20 protein-coding genes are annotated in these 21325 nt (G+C 70.9%); 2 read left to right on the plus strand and 18 right to left on the minus strand.

Going from position 1 to position 21325, the window contains the following annotated elements:
- Nucleotides 1-11: 11 nt before the first annotated feature.
- The 12 genes from OP79_RS30160 to OP79_RS30215 all read right to left on the minus strand — a co-directional run bounded on the left by OP79_RS30160 (nt 12) and on the right by OP79_RS30215 (nt 9767).
- Complete coding sequence (locus OP79_RS30160; protein ID WP_051745029.1) at nt 12-1265, minus strand: cytochrome P450 family protein; 1254 nt, start codon at nt 1263-1265, stop codon at nt 12-14.
- 252 nt (nt 1266-1517) lie between these two features.
- Nucleotides 1518-1826 carry an antibiotic biosynthesis monooxygenase family protein gene (locus OP79_RS30165; RefSeq protein WP_033324676.1) on the minus strand — a complete coding sequence of 103 codons (309 nt, stop codon included), beginning with the start codon at nt 1824-1826 and terminating at the stop codon, nt 1518-1520.
- On the minus strand, nt 1823-2146 hold the full coding sequence (locus OP79_RS30170) for an antibiotic biosynthesis monooxygenase family protein (protein ID WP_425428625.1): 324 nt from the start codon (nt 2144-2146) through the stop codon (nt 1823-1825). The genes OP79_RS30165 and OP79_RS30170 overlap by 4 nt, the downstream gene beginning before the upstream one ends.
- 1 nt (nt 2147) lies before the next feature.
- Nucleotides 2148-2897, minus strand: a complete 750-nt coding sequence (locus tag OP79_RS30175; RefSeq protein ID WP_033324678.1) for an SDR family NAD(P)-dependent oxidoreductase — start codon at nt 2895-2897, stop codon at nt 2148-2150.
- Nucleotides 2898-2928: 31 nt separating this feature from the next.
- Nucleotides 2929-3393 carry an SRPBCC family protein gene (locus tag OP79_RS30180; RefSeq protein ID WP_033324680.1) on the minus strand — a complete coding sequence of 155 codons (465 nt, stop codon included), beginning with the start codon at nt 3391-3393 and terminating at the stop codon, nt 2929-2931.
- A 69-nt stretch (nt 3394-3462) separates the two neighbouring features.
- Nucleotides 3463-4725, minus strand: a complete 1263-nt coding sequence (locus OP79_RS30185) for a ketosynthase chain-length factor (protein ID WP_033324681.1) — start codon at nt 4723-4725, stop codon at nt 3463-3465.
- A complete protein-coding gene (locus OP79_RS30190) occupies nt 4722-6005 on the minus strand; it encodes a beta-ketoacyl-[acyl-carrier-protein] synthase family protein (protein WP_033324682.1) in 1284 nt (427 codons plus the stop codon). The genes OP79_RS30185 and OP79_RS30190 overlap by 4 nt, the downstream gene beginning before the upstream one ends.
- Nucleotides 6002-6433: a cupin domain-containing protein gene (locus OP79_RS30195; RefSeq protein ID WP_033324683.1), complete on the minus strand. Its 432-nt coding sequence runs from the start codon at nt 6431-6433 to the stop codon at nt 6002-6004. The genes OP79_RS30190 and OP79_RS30195 overlap by 4 nt, the downstream gene beginning before the upstream one ends.
- Nucleotides 6430-6801 carry a TcmI family type II polyketide cyclase gene (locus OP79_RS30200; protein WP_033324684.1) on the minus strand — a complete coding sequence of 124 codons (372 nt, stop codon included), beginning with the start codon at nt 6799-6801 and terminating at the stop codon, nt 6430-6432. Before OP79_RS30200 ends, OP79_RS30195 begins: the two co-directional genes overlap by 4 nt.
- 91 nt (nt 6802-6892) lie before the next feature.
- Nucleotides 6893-8770, minus strand: coding sequence for an asparagine synthase (glutamine-hydrolyzing) (gene asnB, locus OP79_RS30205; RefSeq protein ID WP_033324685.1), 1878 nt, complete (start codon nt 8768-8770; stop codon nt 6893-6895).
- Nucleotides 8767-9318: a PNPOx family protein gene (locus tag OP79_RS30210; RefSeq protein WP_051745030.1), complete on the minus strand. Its 552-nt coding sequence runs from the start codon at nt 9316-9318 to the stop codon at nt 8767-8769. The genes asnB and OP79_RS30210 overlap by 4 nt, the downstream gene beginning before the upstream one ends.
- Complete coding sequence (locus tag OP79_RS30215; protein ID WP_033324686.1) at nt 9315-9767, minus strand: anthrone oxygenase family protein; 453 nt, start codon at nt 9765-9767, stop codon at nt 9315-9317. The genes OP79_RS30210 and OP79_RS30215 overlap by 4 nt, the downstream gene beginning before the upstream one ends.
- Nucleotides 9768-9995: 228 nt before the next feature.
- Between OP79_RS30215 and OP79_RS30220 the strand changes: the two genes are divergently transcribed.
- Nucleotides 9996-11585 carry an FAD-dependent monooxygenase gene (locus OP79_RS30220; protein WP_033324687.1) on the plus strand — a complete coding sequence of 530 codons (1590 nt, stop codon included), beginning with the start codon at nt 9996-9998 and terminating at the stop codon, nt 11583-11585.
- A gap of 79 nt (nt 11586-11664) precedes the next feature.
- Here the strand turns inward: OP79_RS30220 and OP79_RS30225 are convergent, their stop codons facing one another.
- The 4 genes from OP79_RS30225 to OP79_RS30240 all read right to left on the minus strand — a co-directional run bounded on the left by OP79_RS30225 (nt 11665) and on the right by OP79_RS30240 (nt 17935).
- Nucleotides 11665-13269 carry an FAD-dependent oxidoreductase gene (locus OP79_RS30225; protein ID WP_033324688.1) on the minus strand — a complete coding sequence of 535 codons (1605 nt, stop codon included), beginning with the start codon at nt 13267-13269 and terminating at the stop codon, nt 11665-11667.
- 44 nt (nt 13270-13313) lie between these two features.
- Entirely contained in the window at nt 13314-14345 is a 1032-nt protein-coding gene (locus OP79_RS30230; RefSeq protein ID WP_033324689.1) for a methyltransferase, read from the minus strand.
- 196 nt (nt 14346-14541) lie between these two features.
- Nucleotides 14542-16206 (minus strand): MDR family MFS transporter, encoded by a 1665-nt coding sequence (locus tag OP79_RS30235; RefSeq protein WP_078492103.1) that lies wholly within the window; start codon nt 16204-16206, stop codon nt 14542-14544.
- A 193-nt stretch (nt 16207-16399) separates the two neighbouring features.
- Nucleotides 16400-17935 carry an FAD-dependent monooxygenase gene (locus tag OP79_RS30240; protein ID WP_033324690.1) on the minus strand — a complete coding sequence of 512 codons (1536 nt, stop codon included), beginning with the start codon at nt 17933-17935 and terminating at the stop codon, nt 16400-16402.
- A gap of 122 nt (nt 17936-18057) precedes the next feature.
- On the opposite strand from OP79_RS30240, the gene OP79_RS30245 reads away from it, so the two are divergent.
- Nucleotides 18058-18579 carry a MarR family winged helix-turn-helix transcriptional regulator gene (locus OP79_RS30245; RefSeq protein WP_078492104.1) on the plus strand — a complete coding sequence of 174 codons (522 nt, stop codon included), beginning with the start codon at nt 18058-18060 and terminating at the stop codon, nt 18577-18579.
- Between the two features lie 18 nt (nt 18580-18597).
- Here OP79_RS30245 and OP79_RS30250 read toward each other — a convergent pair whose 3' ends face one another.
- Both OP79_RS30250 and OP79_RS30255 read right to left on the minus strand, forming a co-directional pair.
- Entirely contained in the window at nt 18598-20214 is a 1617-nt protein-coding gene (locus OP79_RS30250; RefSeq protein WP_033324692.1) for an FAD-dependent oxidoreductase, read from the minus strand.
- 81 nt (nt 20215-20295) lie between these two features.
- Nucleotides 20296-21258, minus strand: a complete 963-nt coding sequence (locus OP79_RS30255; protein ID WP_033324693.1) for a GNAT family N-acetyltransferase — start codon at nt 21256-21258, stop codon at nt 20296-20298.
- Between the last annotated feature and the right edge of the window lie 67 nt (nt 21259-21325).

A 21325-nucleotide genomic window follows, 5' to 3' on the forward strand; every position in this document is an offset into this window, starting at 1 on the left:
GATCTGCGCGGTCAGCGCAGACGGACCGGCAGAGAGGCGAGCCCGCGCAGGTTGAAGCTCGGCCGCCAGGACAGCTCGCCCTCGGGCTGTGCAAGGCTCAGCCCGGGAAAGCGGCGGAACAGCTCGCCGAGCACGATGCGGCCCTCGAGCCGGGCCAGGGGCGCGCCGATGCAGTGGTGGATACCGTGGCCGAACGCCAGGTGCCCGGAGTTCTTGCGCGTGATGTCGACTCGGTCGGGGTCGGCGTAGCGCTTCGGGTCGCGGCCGGCGGCGCTCAGCGAGATCGTGATGAACTCGCCCTTGGGGATCAGTACGTCGCCCAGCTGGATGGGCTCCAGGGTGAAGCGCCACGTGGCATTGGCCAGCGGCGCGTCGATGCGCAGGAACTCGTCGATCGCGCCGTCCCAGAGGCCGGGGTCGGCCTCCAGCAGGGCACGTTGGTCGGGATTGGTGAGCAGAGCCAGGGTGCCGGTGTTGAGCAGGTTGACCGTGGTCTCGTGGCCGGCGACGAGGAGGAGGAAGGCCATCGAGATCAGTTCGACCTCGTCGAGCTTCTCCCCCTCGTCGGTCGCCTCGATCAGCGCGGTCAGCATGTCGTCGGCCGGGTTCGCACGCTTGTCGGCGATGAGGGCGCGCAGGTAGGCGACCATGTCCTGGCTGGCGTCGAGGGCTTCCTCAGTGCCCTGGCCGGAGGTGAGCAGGTTGGACCAGCGGCGGAACCGGTCGCGGTCCTCCGGCGGTACGCCGAGCAGCCAGCAGATCACGGTGAACGGGACCGGGAAGCTGAGGGCGTTCATCAGGTCCACCTCGTCCTGGCCCTCGATGGCGTCCAGGAGTTCGGTGACCAGTTCGGTGATCCGGGGGCGCAACGCCTCGACCTGACGCATGGTGAACGCCTTGGCGACGAGCTTGCGCAGGCGCGTGTGGTTCGGCGGGTCGCTGTCCAGCATGGTGGTGCTCAGCTCGGTCGCGAACTGCTTGCGCGTTCCGCGCTGCGCCTGGAAGTGCGCCTGCTTCTCGGGGTCCACGAAGTTGTGCGGGACCAGGCCGTAGCCGACCCGCATGTCCTTGCTCACCCGCGGATCGGTCAGCAGCGCCTTGGCATCCTCGTAGCGGGTCACCAGCCACGTCTTGAGGCCGTTGGGAGTGGCCACGAGGTGCGCGGGCGACTGCTCGCGCAACGGAGCGAGCGTGGGGTGCGGATCGCGTATGAAATCGGAGTCGAACAGCTCGAGCACGTTGCTCGTCGTCGCTGCGCTGGCCACGTGGGGCTCCCTCGTATGGCGGCAGATTTATACGTTCAGTTGGCGAGCTCTGGCTTTTTCCTCGGCGCCTATTCAGCCACAAGAAAAAGGGACTTCCCACCCCGGTCCAGGCTTCTTCGAGCCCGTTTCAAGCGGATTCCCATTCCAGGTTTCATTCCACGAGAATTCCGCTTTCCGGATCCCATGTGGCAACGGTGGGAGCCCGCGTGCCGGACCGTCGGCGGTCCGGCAGGCGGCCTCTTGTGGCGAGGCTCAGTAACTCGCGAGCACCTGGTAGATCTCGAACGGGCGGTCCCGCTCGGTGTCGCGGAATTCACGCAGGGGCGCCGTCTGGTCCTTGTGCTCCGCGCCGCGCTCCCACGTCTCGAAGGACGTCCAGCTGTCCCAGTGGCTCACCACGACATAGCTGTCGGGGCGGCCCAGCTCGTTCATGAACTGATTGCCCAGCAGACCAGGGGTGCCGACCATGCGACGGCTGGCCTCGTGATAGGCCGCCAGGACGTCCTCGCCCCGGTCGGAAAGGTGGTAGAGCACGACCTCCACGGCGGGGGTGGCTGTCATACGGCCGCCCCGGAGAGGTTCGCGACGATGTTCATCGTCGTCATGGAGCCGCCGCTGCGGTACGGGTGCAGCTTGGTGCGGTGCTGAAGGTGGGTGTCGCTCGACTCGAACTCGCGGAAACGGGGCTCATCCACCCAGTCGCTGACGATGTAGTAGATGCCGTCCTCGTTGTCCGTCGTGCTCTTGGACAGCCACTGGCCACGGTTGGCGGGGTGGCCGGTCACCGAGCTGCCCACCTCCTTCCACACGCGTTCGAACTCGGCTTCCATACCGGGCTTGATCTGCATGCGGAGCATGACCCGGAACGTCGCGTCGGACACGTCAGATGCCTCCGTCGACGTTGATGGTCTCGCCGGTGACGTACCCGGAAAGATCGCTGAGCAGGAAGAGGACCGGTGCGGCCAGTTCCTCGACGGTGCCCAGGCGGGCGAGCGCCGTCTTCTGGGAGTAGGTGGCGCGCAGCCCCTCGGCGCGCTCCGTCGGCATGGCCGCGAAGGCCTCCGTTTCGATGACGCCGGGTGCGACGACGTTGACGCGGATGCCCTTGCCGCCGAGTTCCTTGGCCAGCGAGCGAGTCAGGCCGATCATCGCGGCCTTCGCGGCCGTGTAGTGGGCGCGCAGCGGGATTCCGGCGGCAGCGCCACGGGAGCCGATGTTGACGATCGAGCCACCGGCGCCGAGCAGCGGCAGGGCCTGCTGGATGACCCGGTACGAAGCGGTCAGGTTGGTGTCGATGACGCGCGACCACTCGTCGGCCCGCAGCTCGGCGAACGGTATGTGGGTGATCGTGCCGGCGTTGTTGACGATGCCGTCGAGCCGCCCGTAACGGTTCCCGGCCTCCTCGACGAGCCCGTCCACCTCGGCGATCTCGCCGACGTCGGCACGGACGACGTGGTGGTCGCCGCCGGTCTCCTTGAGCTCTCGGCGCAGGCTCTCGACGTATTCGCTCTCCTGGCGGTAGCAGGTGAGCACATCGGCACCCGCGCGTGCGGCGGCCAGGACGATGCCCCGCCCGATGCCCCGGGTTCCTCCGGTGACGAGCAGCTTCTTGTCGCGCAATCCGAGTTCCATGGTGTTCCCCTTCTGTGGTGCGTCAGCGGATTCAGCTCGCATGGGCGGCGCGTGCGGCGGCCTCAAGCTTTTCCTTGATCAGATTCATCTGGACCACGGTGTTGCGGTTGATCCGGTCTGTCATGCCCGCGTCGTCGAGCGGGGCGCCGTCCTTCATGTGGAAGTCCTGGGTCCACTGCATCCGGACGCCGGTGTCCGTCTGGGTGTACTCCCAGTGGATGTTCATGTACTCGAACGGGCCGGTCTCCACGCGGTGGGCGCGGACGGTGCGGGTTGCCACGTCGGTGGTGCGCTGGGAGACCCAGCTCCACACCTTGCCGTTCTCGTCGGGGTGCAGGGCTAGCCGGAAGGTGACGGTGAGGCCGTCCTGCTCCAGGATCTCGGCGACGGTGTACTCGCTGAACAACTCGGTCCAGGACGCCACGTCGTTGGTGCGCTCCCAGACCAGGTCCATGGGGGCGTCGATGACAACAAAGTTCTGGGTGTGGCCGGCCATCAGAGAAGGACTCCGCTCGTGCGACGGTTGAATTCGCTCATGTCTTGCTGCCTTTCGCTTGTGCGGGGGTCACTTGGCGTGCTCGGTGCGGTTCCCGGCCCCCAGGACCAGCGCGGACGCGAAGCCGCCGTGGCCGCGGGCCAGTACGACGGCGGTGCGGGGTGCGGTGTGCCGGGGGCGTTCGACGACCAGGTCGATGCCCAGCTCCGCAGCGGGCCGGCCGGGGCCGGCGGTGTGCGGGATCACGCCGGCGCCCAGGCTGAGCAGGGCGGTCGCCACGTCCAGCGCCGCACCGCCCGCGTAGAGCCGGCCGGTGAGGGTCTTGGGTGCGGTCACCGGCACCCGGCCGGCTCCGAACACCTCGTTGATCGCGGCGGCTTCGGCGCGGTCGAGGTCCGCGACGCCGACAGCGTCGGCGAAGACGACGTCCACGGCGTCGGCGGTGGTCCCGGCGTCCGCGAGGGCGCGCCGGATCACCGCGGCGAACACGGGCGGGCGCCCGGAGCCGGCGGGCGGGTCGAACCCGGCGGCGTGGCCGAGGATCCGGCCGTAGTGCGGGGCGCCCCGCTCGCGGGCCCCCTCCTCCGTCTCCACGACCAGGATGGCGCCGCCTTCGCCTGGTACGTAGCCGCGGGCGGCCTCGTCGAAGGGCAGGTAGGCGCGGGTCGGGTCGTCCTCGGTGGACAGTGCGCCGGTGGACAGCTGGGCGGTCAGGCCGTACGGGCACAGCGAGGCGTCCGTACCGCCGGACAGGACCAGCCGAGAGCCGGTGTCCAGCAGCCGCCGGGACTGGCCCAGCGCGTCCAGGCCGCCGGCCTGCTCGGCGCAGATGACGCCGCAGGGGCCGCGCATGCCGTGCCGGATGGACACCTGGCCGGTGGTGGCCGCGTAGAACCAGGCGATCGACTGGTAGGCGCCGACCCAGGCCGGGCCCTGCTGGTACAGGTTCTCCATCTCGTGCTGGCCGAACTCGGTGCCGCCGGACGAACTCGCGGTGACCACGGCCATCTCGTACTCGGGCAGCTCCGCCGGGTCGGCGCCTGCGTCGGCGAGCGCGGCCTCCGCTGCTGCGAGAGCGAGATGCGTGTAGCGGTCGGTCTGCATGATGAGGCGGCTGGGAACGTGGTCGCGGGCGTCGAAGCCCGGCACCTCCCCCGCCACCTTCACCGGGTACGAGGACGGGTCGAAGCGGGTGATGCGGCCCAGGCCGCTCTTGCCGGCCAGCACGGACTCCCAGTGCCGGCGGACCCCGATGCCGGTGGGGGCGATCACGCCGAGGCCGGTGACGACCGCGGCGCGCCGTCGTCCTTCGGGTATGCCGAGCGCGCTCATGCCGCCGCCCTCCCGGTCCCGGCGCCGGGACGGCCGAGAATCATGGCGCTCTGGAAGCCGCCGAATCCGCTGCCGACGCTGAGCACGTGGTCCATCCGGTGCTCCCGAGCGGTCACCGGCACGTAGTCGAGGTCGCACTTGGGGTCCGGGACCGACAGGTTCGCCGTCGGCGGCACCACCTGATGCCGCAGCGCCAAGGCGCACGCTGCCACCTCCAGCGAGCCGATCGCACCCAGCGAGTGCCCGATCATCGACTTGATGGAGCTGACCGGAACCTCGTACGCGCGTTGCCCCAGGCTCCGCTTGAACGCGGCGGTCTCGTGCCGGTCGTTCTGCTTGGTGCCCGAGCCGTGCGCGTTGATGTAGTCGATGTCCTCCGGGTCGAGGTGCGCGCGGTCCAGAGCGACGCGGATGGCCTCGGCCATCTCGCGGCCCTCGGGCTTGAGCCCGGTCATGTGGAACGCGTTGGAGCGGCTGGCGAAGCCGACCACCTCGGCGTAGCCGGTGGCACCCCGGCGACGGGCCGACTCGGCGTCCTCGATCACCATGACCGCGGCACCCTCGCCGAGGACGAACCCGTCGCGGCGGCCGTCGAAGGGCCGGGAAGCCGCGGCGGGATCGCCACCGGTGTTGGGCGTCGTCGCCTTGATGGCGTCGAAGCAGGCGGAGGTGATCGGCGACAGCGGGGCGTCGGTGGCGCCCGCGATGACGATGTCGGCGGTGCCTTCCTCGATGAGCTGGACGCCGTGGGCGAGCGCGTCCAGGCCGGACGTGCAGCCGGTGGAGATCAGTGCGACGGGGCCCTCCGCCCCTGTCTGCCAGGCGACCTCGACCGCCAGTGTGCTGGGGACCATGTAGCCGTACAAGTGCGGGACACCGTAGGTGTGGTCGACGAGCCAGTTCTTGCCGCCGTCCGACAGGACCGCGTACTCGTCCTCCAGACCGGTGGTGCAGCCGACGGCGCTGCCGATGCTGACGCCGATCCGGCCCGGGTCTCCGGCTCCGAGGTCGATGCCGCTGTCCTCGACAGCCTCGCGGGCGGCGACGACCGCGAACTGGGCGGCCCGGTCCATCCGGCGGACTTCCTGGTTGCTCAGGCCCGCGGCCACCGGGTCGAAGTCGCACTCGGCGGCGACCCGGGAGCGGAAGTCCGACGCGTCGAACAGGGTGATCTCCCGGGTGGCCGTGCGGCCGTTGGACAGCAGGTCCCAGTAGACGTCCCGGCCGATGCCGCCGGGGGCGACGGCGCCGACCCCGGTGATGACGGCACGACGGCTCATCGGGCCCCTCCGACGTCCGGGTTGGCGCCGCCCTCGACGAGCGGAGTCTCGGTGTCGACGTGGCCGAGCTCCGGGCGCGGCGCCAGCGGGGACAGGTGGAACACCACCTGTGCCGGTTCCTGGCCGGCGTTGACCAGGCGGTGGCGCACGCCGATCGGGACGAGCAGGGAGTCGCCCGGGCCGATGCGTACGGGCTCCCCGTCGAGGCTGATCTCCAGATCACCGGAGATGACGTGCAGGAACTCCTCGGAGTACGGGTGCAGGTGCTCGGTGACGTACTCCCCCGGGGAGAGCCTCAGCGTCCCGCCGAAGCCGGAGGTGCAGCCGACGGTGCGCGGGCTGAGGGTGATTCGGATGTCGCCGCCACGCTTGCGGTTGGAGGCGACGTCCTCGAGGCTGACCTTGCTGGGGTTCGCCGCTGTGGTCATCGGGTACCGCCCAGGGTCGGACCGGACGGCTTGGTGGTGACGGGACCGTCCTGCGGGGTCCAGGTGTAGAACGGCACGGCCATCGCGTCGCGCGGCTCACGCCAGTTCGGGTCGTAGGGGGAGATGAACTCCTGCAGGCGGGTGTTGATGTCGTTGTACAGCGGGTGGCTGCGCGCCTTGTACAGGTTCGGGCCGATGTCCTGCTCGGCCTCGACGAGGTGGAAGTACAGGTCGTGGAAGGCGAACAGGGTCCGCCTGGAGACGCCCACCATGTGCGGCAGGTCGGTGCTGTCCGAGTCCGCGAAGACCTTGGCGACGCCCTCGGCGTCGGCGAGATTCATCCGCGCCACGATCAGTGTGCGGTGCACGTTGCCCTCCTGGCTTCTTCGGTCGTGACCCCACCCTCGCGTGGGGCTCTCGAAGCTGTCTTGAAGCGGTCTGGACCGGCCGCCTGGGCGGTCACAGCCGCAGGTCGATCCGGTACTCGGTCAGCCAGGTCTCGAGCTGCAGCACCATCTCCATGCTGGCCCGCTCGACCCAGGCGAAAGCGCCCTGCGGGGAGCTGCCGGCGGTGAGTGCGTCGGCGGTCGCCGAGGTGTCGAGCAGAGGCGCGACGGCGGCACTGCGGTCGGTGGCCAGCTCGATGAACCGGCGCCGCACGAAGTCCCCGTAGGCCGCCTCCTGGGTGGTGGGGTACGCGCTCTTCTTGCGCTGCAGTACGGCCTCGGGCAGCAGGTCGACCACCGCGGAGCGCAGCAGGCTCTTCTCGACGCCGTCCACGCGCTTCATGGCGGCCGGCACGTTGTAGACGTACTCGACCAGCGCCCGGTCGCAGAACGGCGGCCGCAGCTGCACGCCGTGGGCCATGCTCATGCGGTCGGCGCGGTCGAGGTGGGTGGGTGCCCAGCGGGTGAGGGCGAGGTAGGTGACCTCGCGGGCCCGGCGCTCGGCGGGAGTGTCCGCGTCGATGTGCGGGACCTCGGTGAGGGCGTCGCGGTAGTGCTGGTCGGCGTAGCCGATGAAGTCGAGTTCCTTGCGCAGCCGGCGGTCGACCATGGAGGTGCCCAGGCCGCCCGCGGCGGCGTCGTGGCCGCGCTCGAAGGAGACCCACGGGAACGTCTGCGAGTTGCTGTGCTTGGGGTCGTAGGCCCAGAAATAGCCGTTGAAGACCTCGTCGGCGGTCTCGCCGGAGAGCACGGCGGCGAAGCCTTCCGCGCGCAGCCGGGCGAAGAACTGGATGAGGGAGACGTCCATGTCGCCGAGCGGGGACGGGGCGTCCTGCACGCGCAGGGAGGCCGCGTGCACCTCGGGGTCGGTGAGCGCGGCCGTGTCGAGGAGGATCTCGGTGTGCCGCGAGCCGATGTGCTGCGAGGCGAGCGCCGCGAAGGGCGCGTCCGGCGTGGAGCGCATCGTGGGGTGCGGCTCGAAGTTCTCGGTGTAGCCCGTGAAGTTCACCGAGAAGCTGCGCAGCGGGTCGGCGCCGTCGGCGGTGAGCGTCCGGTGGGCCAGGGCCGTCAGGGCGCTGGAGTCGATGCCGCCGGAGAGCATCGCGCCCACCGGCACGTCGGCGCGCAGGTGGGAGGCGACCGCGTCGGCGAGCAGGCCGCGGACAGTGGTGACGGTGTCCTCGAGGCTGTCGGTGTGTTGCCACGCGGGCAGCGACCAGTAGCGCTTGTCGTGGCTGCCCGGGGGGCGCACGACGAGGACGTGGCCGGGGATGACCTCGCGCATGCCGCGGTAGACGGCCGTGCCCGGTTTGCGGCTGTGCGCGAACAGTTCGCGCAGGCCGTCGGCGTCCACGACCGGTTCCACATCGGGGTGGGCGAGGATCGCCTTGGCCTCGGAGCCGAAGATGACGCCGGTGGGGGTCGGGTAGTAGCTGAGCGGCTTGACGCCGAGACGGTCGCGGGCCAGCAGGAGCTCCTGGCTGCGGACGTCCCACAGGGCGATCGCGAAGAGGCCCTCCAGGTGGGTGAGGAAGTCGGCGCCCCACTCCAGGTAGGCATGCAGGGCGGTCTCGGCGTCGCCGCCGCCGGTGAACCGGTGGCCCTTGGCGGCCAGTTCGGTGCGCAGCTCGGTGTGGTTGGTGATGGCCCCGTCGAGGGTGAGGACCGCGACGGTGGTGCCGCCTTCGGTGGTGTGGGCGACAGGCTGCTTCCCGGACTCCGTCACATCGAGAAGGGCCAGGCGCCGGTGGGCAAGGGCGGCGTGGCCCTCCGCCCAGCTGCCCTGGCCGTCCGGGCCGCGGTGGGCGAGGGTGGCCGCCATGGCCTCGACGACGTCGGCCTGCGGGGACAGGTCCCGCTCGAAGTCGACCCAGCCGGCGATTGCGCTCATCGGGAGGTCCTCTCATTCGCGGCGAGTTCGGTGGTGTCGCCGGTGTCGGTGGCGAGCGTGACGGCGACAAGGGCGAGCGGGATGCCGGTGACGGCGGCGCGGAAGTCGTCCAGGCCGGGCGCGGGCCCGTCGGCCACGGTGATGCCGAGGCGGCGCTGCGCGGCTTCGGCCCCGTAGCGCTCGTACAGCTGCAGATATCCGCGGGCGGTCGTCTCGGGGTCGGTGACCAGTTCGAAGCGGGCCGCGGTGCGCTTGCCCTGCCAGGTGAGCTCACCGTCGGCTCCTGCCCGGAAGTTGTGGCGCCAGGAGCTGCCGGTGGCGATGTACAGGGCGCCGTCGAGGCGGTGGACGCCCGCGGGCACGGTGTACGGGCGCCCGCTGCGGCGGCCGGTGAAGTGCAGCAGCGCGAGGTGGGCCGCGACCGGTCCGGGGTCGGGCCTGGAGAGGAGCGTGTTCATACGGGCGTTGGCGGCGGCGCGGTCCTCGTCGCCGGGCAGCGTCCGGGTGACGCGCGCGCCGGGCGCCGTGGTCTGTTCGATCGCGGTCATGACAGCACCACCGCGGCCGCGGTCAGGGCGCAGCCGGCGACGGCGAAGCAGGTGCGCAGCAGGTGCCAGTCGCGCCACTGGATCCGCGGGTCGTCCCAGTCGGGGCCGATGTCCTCCGGCTGTGTCTTCTTGACCCGGTTGTTGATGGGGACGTTCCGGGTCTGGGAGACGACGGCGACGCCGGTCATGGCGAGCGCCGCGGCGATGAACAGCACGCGCGGCGCGGCCTCGTCGGCACGCACGGCGAACGCCGCGTCGACGACGACGCTGCCGGACACGATGAACGGCATGATCCGGTCGTAGCGCTTGCCGAGCAGCTTGTGCGTGTCGACATAGCGGTCGGGGGTCATCGCGATCAGGGCGGGCATGACGCTGATCGCCACGGCGAACAGCACCCCCGCCACCAGCCCGGTGCCCAGCAGCACCAGCACACTCAGGGTTTCCACCACGGCCCGAGGCCTCCCGTTTCTCACGGATCGTCAACAGCGGTACGGCGACGGTTCCAGCGCGGCCTCGCGTGCCGCTCGAAGCGGTCTGGACGGGCGGACGGGTCCGGGCGGTCACGGCACAGGGCGCGTGCGCAGCCCGAGCGGCCCTCTAGCCGGGCCCTGTTCGCTGGCCGGGAGTCCGGAACCGCATCAGGACGGAAACGGCATCGAGACAAGGGAGCACATCCGGTGGCGGAACAAACCGACGTACTGATCGTGGGCGGCAGCATGGTGGGCCTCGCCCAGGCGCTGTTCCTCGCCCAGCAGGGCATCCGGCCGGTGCTCGTCGAGCGGCACACGCACATCTCGGCGCACCCGCGGGCCCAGGCGGCCAGTCCCCGCACGATGGAGCTGATGCGCGCGCTGGGCCTGGAGCAGAAGGTGCGCAGGCAGGAGAACCCGCACGCGCAGTACGGCGACATCCTGCAGGTGGAATCGCTCACGGGCGCCGAACTGGGCCGCTTCGACGGGCCCTTCCGGCACGATCCGAACGAGGTCAGCACCACCGGCTGGACCCTGATCGGCCAGGACCGCTTCGAGCCGGTCCTGCGTGCGAAGGCCGAGGAACTGGGCGCGGACATCCGGTTCGCCACCGAGCTGGTGAGCTATGAGCAGGACGCCGACGGGGTCACCGCGGTGCTGCGGGACCTGCGGCACGACACCGAGACCACGGTCCGCGCGAAGTACCTCGTCGCCGCGGACGGGTTCCGCAGCCCGATCCGTGAGGGGCTGGGCATCGGCACGCACGGTCAGGGCGTCTTCGGACGCCAGATGAACATCATCTTCCATGCCGCGCTCGACGAGTACGTCGCCGGCCGTGAGTTCTTCCTCTGCTTCGTCAGCAACGACAAGGTCAAGGGTGTGCTGGGTCGGCTCGACGACGCGGACCGCTGGGTGCTGGCGCCGAGCCTGCCGCCGCAGGAGACCCACACCGAGTACTCGGAGGAGGACTGCGTCGAGATGGTGCGGGCCGCGGTCGGCGTGCCCGACCTGGATGTGGCGGTGGAGTCGAGCAGCAGCTGGGAGATCGCGGCACGGATCGCCGACCGGTTCCGCTCCGGCCGGGTGCTGCTGGCCGGTGACGCAGCTCATGTCATGCCGCCCACCGGCGGGTTCGGCGGCAACATGGGTGTGCAGGACGCCCACAACCTGGCGTGGAAGCTGGCGCTGGTGCTGCGCGGGCAGGCCGGCGTGGAACTGCTGGACTCGTATGAGGAGGAGCGGATCCCGGTCGCCGAGTTCACGGTCGAACAGGGGGTGATCCGCTACCTGCAGCGCAGCGGTCTGGACGAGGAGGTGGCGGCCCGGCACCGGCCTGAGACGACCGTGCTGTTCGGACACGTCTACCGTTCGGGCGCGGTGCTGGCCGAGCCCGGCGGGGACGACGGCGCCCCGGTGGAGGACCCCACCCAGCCCTCGGGCCGGCCGGGCACCCGGGCCCCGCACATCGTGCTGCGCTCCGGCGGCACGGACGTCCCGCTGCACGACCTGCTGACGGGCGGCTGGCGGTTGCTGGCCGGGCCGGACAGCGGCCTGTGGGAGACGGCCGCGGGCGGCGTGTCCCGGCTCACCGGCATCGACATCGCCTTCCACCGGGTCGGCGGCGAGGAGCCGGCGGAAGTGGTCGAGGAGTTCCTGAAGCAGTACGGGGTCACCACCTCGGGTGCCGCGCTGGTCCGCCCGGACGGGTTCCTGGCGTGGCGTGCGGCCGAGCAGCCCGCGGACCCGGCGGTCGAACTGTCGGCGGTCGTGCACCGGTTGCTGTCGCGCACGGTCTGAGACGGCCGCCGCCCACAACGACGTGGCGCGCCTCCCCGGGCGGGGAGGCGCGCCACGTCGTTTCGCGCCCGGGAGTCGGTCAGTGAAGGGCGAGGATCCCGCGCAGCAGGCCGGTCACGGTCCGGGCGACGTCGCCCCCTGGGCTTCCGTGGGAACGCCAGGCGACGAAGCCGTCGGGGCGGACCAGGACCGCGCCGCCGTCGGAAATCCCGTAGCGCTCCTTGAAGGTGCCCTCGGTGTCGGCGTAGTCGCCGCCCTCGCCGATGCCGCGGACGCTCAGTACCAGGCCGAGATCACGGCCGGCCGCCGCGGCCGCGGACCATGGCGCGGCGGGGCCGGCGGTCAGCAGGGTGAAGCCGACCGGGAAGAGGTCGATGGTGGAGAACGGGCCGTGGTCACCGGCGACGACGACGTGCGGGGCGCGGGAGCCGGGCCGGCCGCTGGGCTTGTCCGGGTTCTCGGTGACGGTCCACAGCTGCGGGTCCTCACCGGCGAACGCGCCCTCCGGGTAGGCGTATCCGAAGGTCATCGTGGTCTCGTCGACCAGGTCCTTGGCGACGTCCTGGAACTGCTTGCCCTCGCGGACGGCGAAGCGCAGCATCGCCTGGCGCACCGTCTCCTCCGCAACCGGGCGGCGCTCGGAGTCGTACGTGGCCAGCAGGCCCTGCCCGGCCTTGCCGCCCAGCACCAGGGCGAGCTTCCAGGCCAGGTTGTAGGCGTCCTGGATACCGGTGCTGGCACCGAAGGCACCGGTGGGCGGCATGACGTGCGCGGCGTCGCCGGCGACGAGGAAACGGCCGGAGACGAAGGTGTCGGCGACCCGCGCCGAGATGTCCCAGGCCGGCATGTTCACCGACTCGATCGTCAGCGGCAGGTCGGGGACGCCCACGGCGGCGCGGACCAGCTCGACGCAGCGCTCGGGGGTGAAATCCTCGGCGCTCTGCCCTTTCTCCGGGAAGAAGGAGACGTTGATGACCCACTTGCGGTCGTTGTCGATCGGGATGATCGTGCCGCGCACGTCAGGATTGTTGACATAGGCGGCGATGATCTTGCGGCCGCGCAGGGGCTCGGTCAGGTCGGCGTCGAAGAAGAAGCTGACCAGGTTGGTGATGGTGCCGCGGCCGTGGGCGCCGATGCCCAGCAGTTCGCGGAGCGGGCTGCGGCTGCCGTCGGCGCCGACGACGTACTCGGCGCGCAGCCGGGAGGTCTCGCCGGTGCCGACGTCGGTGAGGGTGGCGGTCACACCGGCGGCGTCCTCGGCGACGGCGTCGAGGCGAGTGTGGAAGCGCAGGTCGACGCCGACCTCCTCGGCCCGCTTGCGCAGAATGGGCTCGAGCTGGTTCTGGTCGATGAGGGTCCACTGCGCGGGGCTGATCCGGCTGATGTCCTCGATGGAGGCGTTGGGCATGCGGACCCGCTCGTTGCCGGCGAGGGTCTCGACGTGCACCAGGTCGGTGTTGCCGGAGATCGGTGAACGGCCGGCCCGGACGCGCTCCTCCATGCCGACGGCACGGTAGAGCTCCATCGTGCGCGGGTTGATGGCGCGGGCCTTGGGGTGGGTGGAGGTGCCGGGGTGGCGTTCCACCAGCGTCGCCTTCACGCCGTGGTGGGCGAGGAACACGGCGGCGGACAGGCCCGTGAGGCCGCCGCCGACGATGAGAACGGGCACCTTCTCCTGGCTCATGGTGACTCCTTGGGTGGTCGGGGCGGGCGGCTCCGTCTGGCCGGTCATCGGGTCGCGGTCACCAGCGTGTGCGTGCCGAGCAGCGGCTCCGCGGTGATGCCGGTGAAGCCGGCCCGGCCCAGCCAGGTGCTGACGTCGCCGGTCCGGTATTCGGAGCCGTCGGGGCTGACCAGGCGCATGTGGAGGCTGGACAGCAGGCGCTCGGCGTTGCGGCGTTCGTCGTCGATCATCCGGTCGTAGACGAGGATCCGCCCGCCGGGATTGACGGACGCGTGGACGCGGCGCAGCAGCTCCTGGCGCCGGTCGGTGTCGAAGCCGTGCAGGATGTGGCCGAGCACGATGACATCGGCCTTCGGGATGTCGTCCGTGAAGAAGTCGCCGCCGGTGAACTCGATGCGGTCGCCGAGGCCGAGACGGGCGGTGTGCTCGGTGAACAGCGGGCGGGTGCGCTCGAGGTCGAACACCCCGGCCTTCAGGTGCGGGTGCTCCTTGACCAGGACGGAGGCGAGGTTGCCGCGTGCGCCGCCGAGGTCGACGAAGGAGGAGTGGCGGGACCAGTCGATACGGCCGGCGATCTCGATGCCCATCCGGTCGCTGTAGGCGTCGAGACCGGCGAAGAAGCGCTTCATCTTCTCCGGGTCCTTGTGCTTGTCGCCCACGAAGCCGCCCTTGTCGGGGTCGAGGTGCTGCGGAGCACCGGTGGTCAGTGCCTCGGTGAGCCGGCCCCAGGTGCTGTACAGGGTCTCGTTGGTCAGTTCGACGAACCCGCCGAGGTAGGTGGGGGTGCCGGGCACGAGGTACGCCTGGGCCAGCGGCGCGTTGCCGTACTGGTCCCCGGTGCGTTCGAGCAGGCCGAGGCCCGCGAGCGCGTCGAGGAAGTCGGGGGCCATGCGCGGGTGCAGGCCGGTCGCGGCAACGATGTGGTCCGCCCCCGCCGGCCCTTCGGCGAGTGCGCCGAACACCCCGAGCGTCACCGCGCTGTGCAGCACCTTGGCCGCGCAGTCCGCGATGGTCAGCTTGATCAGCGGACCGGGGTCGACCGCCGCTGCCGTCGTACGGTCATCGGTCGTTGTCACGCGAGCCTCCTAGCAAGCCATGGGGACCGCCACGGTCCCGCCCCGACAATGGCCCGTGCGCATGGAGTCCCGCTCGAACCGGCCTACAGCGGGCCTGACCACGCCCGGGACACAGGAAGGGCTGCCCTCCCGCCGAAAGAAGCGGGGTGGGAGGGCAGCCCTTCGGCCATGGATCACACGCGGGGGATTCGTGCGATCAGGCCGCTCGGGGGGACTTGCCGGTCCGGGCGACGTCGTCGGCGGGGCCGGTCTGCCTGCCGCCGTCGCCGTTGCGGCGGGAGCGGAGCTCGAGGTTCTTCATGGACAGGGTGAGGACGAGGCCGAGCACGAGCAGGGGCATCGCCGTGAGGAACACCGGGGTGAGCGCGGCGGCGTAGGACTCCTCGACCGCGCTGCGCACCGGTGCGGCGAGCGACTGCAGGGCCGACTGCGAGGAGAGCGAGTCGTGGTCGACGCCCTTGAGGGCGCCGGCCGGGACGCGTGCGGCGAGCTCGTCGGTGAGCCGGCTGTAGAAGATCGCGGCGAAGAGCGCGATGCCGGGGGACGTACCGAAGGAGCGCCCGAAGGTCACGGCGCCGGAGACAGCACCCAAGTCCCGGGCGGGCGCCGTGTTCTGGGCGGCCTGCGTGAAGACCTGGGCGGACAGGCCGGAGGCGAGGCCGAAGACCACCATGTAGAGGACGGCCAGGGTGCGCGGGGTGCCGGCGTCCATGGTGGACAGCAACAGCGCACCGACGATGCCGAGGGCCATGCCCAGGACGGGGAAGACCTTGTACCTGCCGGTCCTGCCGATGACCTTGCCGGTGACGACGGAGGCGAGCACGAGGCCGAGCATCATCGGCAGCAGGACGAAACCGGAGGTGGTGGGGTCGGCTCCGCTGACGACCTGGACGTACAGGGCCAGGAAGTTGACGGAGCCGACGAAGACGACACCGCAGATGACGGCGGCGAGCAGCGAGAGGGTGAAGGTGGAGTCCTTGAACAGGCGCAGCGGCACGATCGGTTCGGCGGCGGTGGACTCGGCCTTGACGAACAAGCCGAGGCACAGCAGCGCCCCGAGGCCGAGGCCGAGGATCTGCGGAGAGGTCCAGGAGTACTCGACGCCGCCCCAGGAGGTGAGGAGCGTCAGCCCGACGATGCCGGCGGAGAGGGTGACGATGCCGGCGTAGTCGAGCCTGGTCTCCCGGACCGTGCGCGGCAGACGCAGGTACTTGGCGATCAGGGTGCCGGCGGTGATGCCGAGGGGCAGGTTGACCAGGAAGACCCAGCGCCAGCTGAGCATGTCGGTGAGGACGCCGCCGAGGGCGGGGCCGGCCAGCGAGGCACCGGCGAAGACCATGCCGAACATGCCGTAGTACCTGGCACCTTCGCGGGGGGTGAGCAGCTCGCCGATGGTGGCGAGGACGGAGACGAAGATGCCTCCGGCGCCCAACCCCTGCACGGCGCGGAAGGCAATCAGCTGCTCCATCGAGCCGGCCGCGCCCGAGAGGGCGGAGCCGGCCACGAACAGGGTCAGTGCGGTCAGAAGGGTGACCTTGCGGCCGAAGAGGTCGCCGAGCTTGCCGTAGATCGGCGTGGTCACGCTGCTGGCGATGACATAGGCGATGGTCACCCACGCGAAGAGCCCCATGCCGTGGAGGTCGCCCACGATGCGGGGCAGGGCGGTGATGACGATCTGGGTGTCGAGGGCGGCCAGGAACGCGGAGAGCATGCACGCGATCAGGACCGGTGTGGTTCTGGTGCCGGAGGGACTACGTCCCCCGGCCCCCTGGGCAGGGGAAGCGGACAAGGCGGGACCGCCTTTCAGGGTCGGTTGGGATCCCCCCTTGCACCGGCCGCCTGAGGTGGCGGGCGGTGTCATCTTCACTACCGGGCCCGAAAGGGGCTTAGGGGATGGTCACTTGTCTGTGTGAAAGGTGCTACGAGAAGGATGCGGCCGGACCCGGTCGTGGGAGTGCCCGGAGTCATCCCGTCGACTACACTATATGTATGCTATCACGCAATTGAATGTGGATCCACATGGTTCACACAGATACACATCCCCTTCTCGTCCGTTACTTGAAGACGGCCCGGGCGGGATCCCCGGTCCCGGCCCAGGCGGCCAGGGCCGAACGCAGACCCTCGGCGACCCCGGCGGGCGAGGTGTCCTTGTCCGCGGCCCAGGCGACATAGCCGTCGGGGCGGACGAGCACACCGGCGAGCCCCGGCTCCTGCGCGCACTCGGCGACGACGTGCCGCACGCGGCCGGCCCAGCCCAGCGCCGCGCCCCACTCCTGGTACACATCGGCGATCTCGGGGCGTCCGCCCAGGTCCAGCAGGGCGAAGGTGCCGCGGCGCAGGAGCTCGGGAAGGGTGACGGTGCCGTCCGCGGTCTTCAGGGTCAGGTCGCGGGCGAAGTCGCCGAGCAGCCGGTGCTCGGGGCCCGGCAGCTCATAGCGGACCCCGACACCGCTGAGCATCTCGGCGATGTGACGGTTGACCTGCTCCTTGGTCATCAACTCCTGGAAGAGCTCGCGCAGCTGGGTGACGTACGGGTCGGGGTTCATCAGCGCGATCTGCGCGCGGGTGTTGGCCAGCACGTTGCGGGCCGGCGCCTGGCGCTCCTTGTCGTAGGTGTCGAGCAGACCCTCCGGGGCCCAGCCGTTGATCTCCGCGGCCAGCTTCCAGCCGAGGTTGAGGGCGTCCTGCAGGCCGAGGTTGACGCCCTGGCCGCCGACGGGGAAGTGCGTGTGCGCGGCGTCACCGGCCAGGAAGACGCGCCCCTCGCGGTAGCGCTCGGCCTGGCAGGCGGAGTCGGTGAACCACGACAGCCAGCGCGGCTCGCTCGCGCCCAGGTCGTCGCCCCAGATCTCGCGCAGGCTGTCGGTGAACTCCTCCATCGTCAGCTCGGTGCCCGCCTCCTTGCCCTGCTGGAAGTCGAAGGTGGCGACGCGGTGGTACGTGTCGTCGAGCGGGACGCAGAAGAGCAGGCCCCTCTCGGTGCGCTCCATACCCATCGGCGCCTTCTCGCGGTCGGCGAGGACGACGTCGGCCAGGCGCGCGGTGACGCGGCCGCCGGTGCCGGGGAAGCCGATGCCCGCGGACCTGCGGACCAGACTGCGGCCGCCGTCGGTGCCGACGACATAGCGGCCGCGCAGCGTGTAGGAGCCTTCGGGGCCGGTGACGTCCACCTCGGCGCCATCCGCGTCCTGCCGGACGGCGGTCACCTCGTGGCCGCGGCGGACCGGGACACCGAGTTCCTCCGCTCGCTCCTCGAGCAGGCGCTCGGTGCGGGTCTGCTCGGACAGCAGCGCGTAGTTGTGGGCGCTGTCGAGCAGGGAGAAGTCGACCCAGACGTCGAGTCCGGCGAAGTGGCCGTTGTTCCACGAGCGGGCGCCGTTCCGGAAGCGCTCGACCAGGCCGCGGCGGTCGAGTGACTCCAGCGAACGGGCGTGCAGGCCGAAGGCCTTGGAGTGGGGGGTCCGCTCGGTGAGGCGCTCCAGGACGACCGGCTTGGCGCGGGAGATGCGGAGTTCGGAGGCGAGCAGCATGCCCACCGGGCCTCCGCCGACGATGAGGACGTCGAAATCGAAGTCCTTGGTGTTCGGCATTGCGGTCCTTCCAGAGGAGGCGAGTGAATTGACGGGTCGTAATTATATGCGTGCAGTCATGCAAAAAATTGTGAGCATACACATGCCGGGCTCCCGAGATCGTCCCACCTAGGATGTGTGCCATGGAACCTTCGAGCACCAGGCCGAAGAGCGCGGGGCGCTCAAGCGCGCACGGCCCGCTCGCCGACGACGCTCTGCTGGACGCGGTGGGCCCGGCGTTCTCGCGGCTGCGCCGCGCCGCTGCGCTGAACGTGGAGAAACCGGTGTCCCGCAAGGACATGAGCCGGACCCTGGTGCTCAACATCGTGGAAGAGGGACCGGAGCACGACGGCCAGGAGATCACCGTCGGAGTCGTCGCGGAGCGGCTGGCCGTGGACCCTTCCGTGGCCAGCCGCATGGTCACCGACTGCATCTCTGCGGGCTATCTGGTCCGCGCCGCGTCCCAGCAGGACGGACGACGCACCATCCTGCAGATGACCGACGAGGGACTGGAGATGCTGGCGGCCTTCCGGCGCCACCAGCGGGCGGCCTTCGAGTTCATCACCCGGGACTGGCCCGAGGACGAGCGCCTGCAGTTCGCCCGGCTGCTGATCAAGTACGTCGACTCGGTGGCCGAGGCACGCGACGCGTCGGTCGGCGGATGACCGCCCGCTCTTCATCGCTCAGCACGCGAGAATCCGGCGCAGCGCCGCGATGAGCGCCGCACTCCAGTCACCGGCCGGCACACCGCCCCGGGAGCGCCAGGCGACGATCCCGTCCGGGCGCACCAGAACGGCTCCGTCTGCGCCGACACCGTAGGCGGCGTTCCAGAGGCCGTCCGGATCGGCCAGTGCCCCGTCGTCCTGGGCGGTCGCGGCGATGCGGTGGAAGGTGAAGTGCGCGCCGGACTCGGCGGCTGCCGCCTCGGCCGCCTCGGCCCAGGAACCGCCGTCCTGTCCGGCCATCAGCACGAAACCGGTGCCGAACAGGTCGAGGGTGGCCAGCGGGGCGCCGTCCCGCTCCAGCACCACGTAAGGAGCGCGGGTGCCGGGCTCGCCGCGCAGCGTGCGCGGGTCGGAGGTCAGCGGCAGCTGCGCCGCCCCCGTCTCGGGGACGAACGCGCCGGAGCGGTAGGCCTGGCCCATCGTCACGGTCATCGCGTCGTCGGTGGCCGCCTGCTGCTCCTCGGTCGCGGTGCCCGAGCGGATGGCCAGCTGCAGTGAGCCCTGCTGCGCGGTGTACAGGCCGATCGGCCGGCGCTCCTCCTGATAGGTGTTCAGCAGGCCGGGGCCTGCGGTTCCCTCGATCACCAGGGCCAGCTTCCAGGCCAGGTTGAAGGCGTCGGCGATGCCGGTGTTGGCCCCGTACCCGCCGGTGGGCGGGACCTGGTGGGCGGCGTCGCCCGCGATCAGCACCCGCCCCTGGACGAAGGTCTCGGCCACCAGCTCGGCCATGTCCCAGGGGAAGCGGGAGCGGACGGTGACCTCGACCTCGTCCGAGCCGATCGCCGCGGAGACCAGTTCGGCGCAGCGCGCGTCGGTGAAGTCCTCCAGGCTCTCGCCCTTGTCGGGGTCGTAGCCGACGATCAGCGTGCCCTCGGTGAGGGTGTCGTCGTGCACGAGGATGCCGGTGACCGTGTCGTTCCTGACGTGTACGACGCTGTAGCGGCGGTCGCCGAGAACCGCGCCAAAGTCGGCGCCGAAGGCGATGCTGACGTGCCGGGAGAGCACGCCCCGGCCCTCGCGGGCGATGCCGAGGGACTCGCGCACGGTGCTGCGCGGCCCGTCGGCGGCCACCAGGTAGTCGGCGCGCAGGGTGCTGTCGGCGCCCTCCGCGTCCCTGACGACGGCGGTGACCCCGTCGCCGTCCTGGGTGAAGGAGACCAGCTCGGTGCTGAACCGCAGGTCGGCGCCGAGCTTCTCGGCCCGGGCGCGCAGGATCGGCTCCAGCCGGTCCTGGGGCAGCAGCAGCAGCTTGGAGGGGGTCAGGTCGGAGAGCTCGTCACCGCCCTCCAGCTCCTCCTTGCTGAAGAGGACCTCGCCGGCGAGCGAGACGACACTGGCGCGGGTCTTGTGCTTCTCGAAGCCGGACGCGGCCTCCTTGGCGACCTCCTCGATCCCGGCGGTGCGCAGGAATTCGGCGGTGCGCGGGTAGTAGCCGACCGCGCGGGGATGGATGGAGGTGCTCGGGTGCCGCTCGACGACAGTGCAGGGCACCTTGTGATGTGCGAGGAACACCGCGGTGGACAGGCCGACGAGACTCCCGCCGACGATCAGTACATGTGTGTCGCTGGTACTCACAAAGAACCCCTCTCGCGGTTGCCGGTCTGTGCGGATCGTGGCAGCGGCCGGTGGACCTGAACTCGAACGCGGCTCGGGTGGTCAGGCCTTGAGGGAATACGTGGACCAGGAGCTGTCCGCCTGGAATCCGAGGCGACGGTTGAGGGCGACGACCGCGTCATTGTGCACGTCGTTCCAGGCCTGCACCAGCACCAGGCCTTCGTTCTCGCGGGCGGCCCGGGCCAGCAGGTCCGCCTTGAGCCAGGTGCCGAGGCCGCGGCGGCGCCGGTCGGCGAGCACGAGGGTCTCGCCCGCGTCCGCCATCGGGCTGTCGCGGACGAAGAGCGTGCCGTACCCGGCGACTTCGCCGGAGTCGTCGGCGACGGCGGCGGTGACGTACTGGCGGTGTCCGGCCCGCCCGGCCTCGGCCTCGCGCGCTCGCACGTCGCCGGCGGTGGGGGTGCGCACCTGTGCCTGGCCGTTGACCGGTGCGTCGAGGGTGCTCCATGCGCGGGCATAGGAGTCGACGAGTTCGTCCGGGCAGCGGTCGGTCCACTGCACCAGGTGGTGACCGGGCACGGCGCGGGCGGCGAGCCGGTCGAGTGAAGTGCGGGCCGGGCCGCGCAGGACGAGGCGATTGCGCAGGTTCGTGCCGCGCAGCTCGGCGCCGCACACGGAGGCGAAGGCCGCGGCGGCGGGGGTGTCGGGGGCGTCGACCATGAGGTGGCTTCGACCGCGGGCGCGCAGTTCGGCTCGGGCAGCGTCCACCAGGGCGGCGCCGGCGCCGCGGCGGCGGAAGGAGGGGAAGACCCACAGCGAGCCGTGGCCGGGTCCGGCCGGGTCGCCGAGGTCGAGGCCGAGCTTGGTGCAGCCGGCGGGCAGGCCGCCGTCGAAGGCGGCCAGGACCATCCGGTCGGCTCCGTGCCGGCGCTGCAGGAGACGGGCCAGCAGCGCCTCCGAGACCGGTGGATCGCCGGGAAGTTCGAGGCTCATCGTCTCCTGGAAGCCCGGGAGGAGGAGGGAGATCGTGGCCGGGTCGTCGCCGTCGAGGCTGCGGATTTCCATGCAGGCATGGTGTGCCGCGGCGGTCGTACGACCGTGGAGCGGGACTGGAGCCCGGGGATCCGCACAT

It is taken from the genome of Streptomyces yerevanensis (genome assembly GCF_000716805.1).
Taxonomy (GTDB): domain Bacteria; phylum Actinomycetota; class Actinomycetes; order Streptomycetales; family Streptomycetaceae; genus Streptomyces; species Streptomyces flaveus.